Origin of the sequence: Streptomyces sp. SID3212, from assembly GCF_009865405.1 — a bacterium.
Classification (GTDB): domain Bacteria; phylum Actinomycetota; class Actinomycetes; order Streptomycetales; family Streptomycetaceae; genus Streptomyces.
Map to the genome: position 1 here is coordinate 1 of NZ_WWJY01000843.1, position 2,633 is coordinate 2,633.

At 73.4% G+C, this 2,633-nt stretch carries 3 protein-coding genes; 2 read left to right on the plus strand and 1 reads right to left on the minus strand.

The features are described 5' to 3' along the window. Nucleotides 1-183: 183 nt before the first annotated feature. Nucleotides 184-1,200, plus strand: coding sequence for an EamA family transporter (locus GT042_RS25670; protein WP_161311103.1), 1,017 nt, complete (start codon nt 184-186; stop codon nt 1,198-1,200). Nucleotides 1,201-1,219: 19 nt separating this feature from the next. Here GT042_RS25670 and GT042_RS25675 read toward each other — a convergent pair whose 3' ends face one another. Then, nucleotides 1,220-1,912, minus strand: coding sequence for a pyridoxamine 5'-phosphate oxidase family protein (locus tag GT042_RS25675; protein ID WP_161311104.1), 693 nt, complete (start codon nt 1,910-1,912; stop codon nt 1,220-1,222). A gap of 36 nt (nt 1,913-1,948) precedes the next feature. On the opposite strand from GT042_RS25675, the gene GT042_RS25680 reads away from it, so the two are divergent. Beyond that, on the plus strand, nt 1,949-2,633 hold a 685-nt coding region (locus GT042_RS25680), incomplete at its 3' end, for an aminotransferase class I/II-fold pyridoxal phosphate-dependent enzyme (RefSeq protein ID WP_161311105.1).

A 2,633-nucleotide genomic window follows, 5' to 3' on the forward strand; every position in this document is an offset into this window, starting at 1 on the left:
GGGCCTCCGGGCTCGACCTGCTCGCCGCGCTCGCCGCGGACCGGTCGTGCCGCGCCGTCGAGGTGCTCGAACGCGCCGGGGTGGATGTGCTGTTGTTGTCGGGACGGCTGCTCGGAGCGGGCCGGAGCGGACGACAGGTGTGACCGGTGGGTAGCTCCTGACCTGACCTGTCATGATGACGCCATGCACGCGTCTCAGGGGCAGGGGAGGAGCGTCGGACTGGGCCTGGCCCTGGCGTCGGCGTTCGCGTTCGGCGGGTCCGGTGTCGCGGCCAAGCCGCTCATCGAGGCGGGGCTCGCCCCCCTCCAGGTGGTCTGGCTGCGGGTCGCCGGCGCGGCCCTGCTCATGCTTCCGGTGGCCTGGCGCCACCGCGACCTGGTCCGCCGCAGGCCCGGGCTGCTCGCCGGATTCGGCCTGCTGGCCGTGGCCGGCGTCCAGGCGTTCTACTTCGCCGCGCTCTCCCGTATCCCCGTCGGGGTCGCGCTGCTCGTCGAATACCTCGCCCCCGCCCTCGTGCTGCTCTGGGTCCGCTTCGTGCAGCGGCGGCCCGTCACCCGCGCCGCCGCCGTCGGGGTCGTACTGGCGGTGGGCGGCCTGGCCTGCGTGGTCGAGGTCTGGGCCGGGCTGAGCTTCGACCCGGTGGGGGTCCTGTTCGCGCTCGCCGCGGCCTGCTGCCAGGTCGGCTACTTCGTACTGTCGGACCAGGGGAGCGGTGACCGGGGGAATAGTGCGGAGGACACGGCGGATCCGCTGGGGGTGATCGCGTACGGACTGCTGGTCGGGACCGTCGTGCTGACCGCCGTCGGCCGGCCGTGGGAGATGGACTGGTCCCTGCTCGGCGGTACGGCCGACCTGGGCGGCACCGAGGTGTCCGCCGCCCTCCTGCTGGGCTGGATCGTGGTGATCGCGACCGTGCTCGCGTACACGACCGGTGTGGTGTCCGTACGGAAGCTCTCGCCGCAGGTGGCGGGCGTGGTCGCGTGCCTGGAGGCGGTCATCGCGACCGTGCTCGCGTGGGTGCTGCTGCGGGAACACCTTTCCGCGCCGCAGATCGCCGGCGGCGCGGTGGTGCTGGTCGGCGCCTTCATCGCGCAGTCCTCGACGCCGCGTCCGCCCTCGAACGGTGTGGGGCCTCTGGGAGAAGCCCCGGTCCCTGCGGACGACGAGATGTTCGAGGAGACGAGCCGCCCGGCCGGCTAGGGCGTGTCCGGCCGCCGTCTCAGGGGGCGGCGAGATAGCCGGGCAGGGCGACGGCCGGGTCGAGATCGGCCGCCGGTACGGGCGGGCCGTAACCGCGTACGACGGGGACCACCCCGCTCCAGTACGGGAGCGCCAGATCCTCGGCGTCGTCGTTGGGGCCGCCCGTACGGACCTTGGCGGAGACCTCGTCGAGGTCGAGGCGGATCACGGCGGTCGCGGCCAGTTCCCTGGCGTTGGCGGGGCGCGAGTCGGCGGCGCGGCCGGGCACCACATGGTCGACGATCGCGTCGAGAGCCAGACGCCGCTCCTCGGGGTCGGTCACCTGGCGGGCGACGCCGTGCACCACCACGGAGCGGTAGTTGATCGAATGGTGGAAGGCGGAGCGCGCCAGGACGAGGCCGTCGACGTGGGTGACCGTCAGGCAGACGGGGAGGCCGGGGTCGGCGGCGCCCGCGAGCAGGAGCGGACGCGAGCCGGTGGAGCCGTGGACGTACAGCCGCTCGTCCACCCGGCCGTAGAGCGTCGGCAGGACGACGGGTGCGCCGTCCCGTACAAAACCGAGATGGCAGATGTACGTCTCGTCGAGTATGGCGTGGACCAGTGCACGGTCGTACGAGGCCCGTTCGCGGGAGCGGGTCGGAACGGTGCGTTCGGTGGGGCGGTACGCGGCGTTGGTGTCGCGCGGTGTGGATTCCGGTGCGCTCTCCGGCATTTGCGTCCTCCATTGCACTAGTGCATAGTAAGTTTTGTGCTAGGAGAGTATCGGATCCAGGGTCGGCGCGCGGCGGATATTTCGGCGAGTGTGGAGCGGGCGGTCGGCTCCGGCGAGCTGGCGCCGGGTCAACTGCTGCCACCCATGCGGGAGTTGGCGACGGAGTTGGGAGTCAATCCGAACACCGTCGCAGCCGCCTACCGCACGCTGCGCGAGCGTGGGGTGATCGAGACGGCGGGCCGCAGGGGCAGTCGCGTACGGTCGCGTCCGGCCAGCACGGCCCGTGGGTCGATCTGGGTCCAGGCGCCTCCGGGCGTACGGGACGTGTCGGCGGGCAACCCCGATCCCGCCCTGCTGCCGCCGCTGCACGACGCCCTCGCCGCCGCCGCGCGGCACAACGCGGAGCGGCCCGGGATGTACGGACAGGCGGCCGTCGACGCGGAGTTCGCGCGGCTCGCCCGCGCGGGACTGGACGCCGACGGGGTGCCCGACGGGCCGGTGGCCGTCACCTCCGGATCCCTCGACGCGATCGAGCGGGTGCTCGCCGCCCACCTCCGGCCCGGTGACGCCGTCGCCGTCGAGGACCCGGGCTGGGGGAGCCTGCTGGACCTCGTGCCGGCGCTCGGGTTGCGGCCCGTGCCGGTGGGGGTGGACGACGAAGGGCCCCTGCCCGGTGATCTGGAGCGGGCGCTGCGCGACGGCGTCCGCGCGGTGGTCGTCA

Bases quoted from the DNA above. Each gene is read 5' to 3' on its own strand.
- GT042_RS25670 (WP_161311103.1), top strand. From the start codon at position 184: ATGCACGCGTCTCAGGGGCAGGGGAGGAGCGTCGGACTGGGCCTGGCC.
- GT042_RS25675 (WP_161311104.1), bottom strand. From the start codon at position 1,912: ATGCCGGAGAGCGCACCGGAATCCACACCGCGCGACACCAACGCCGCG.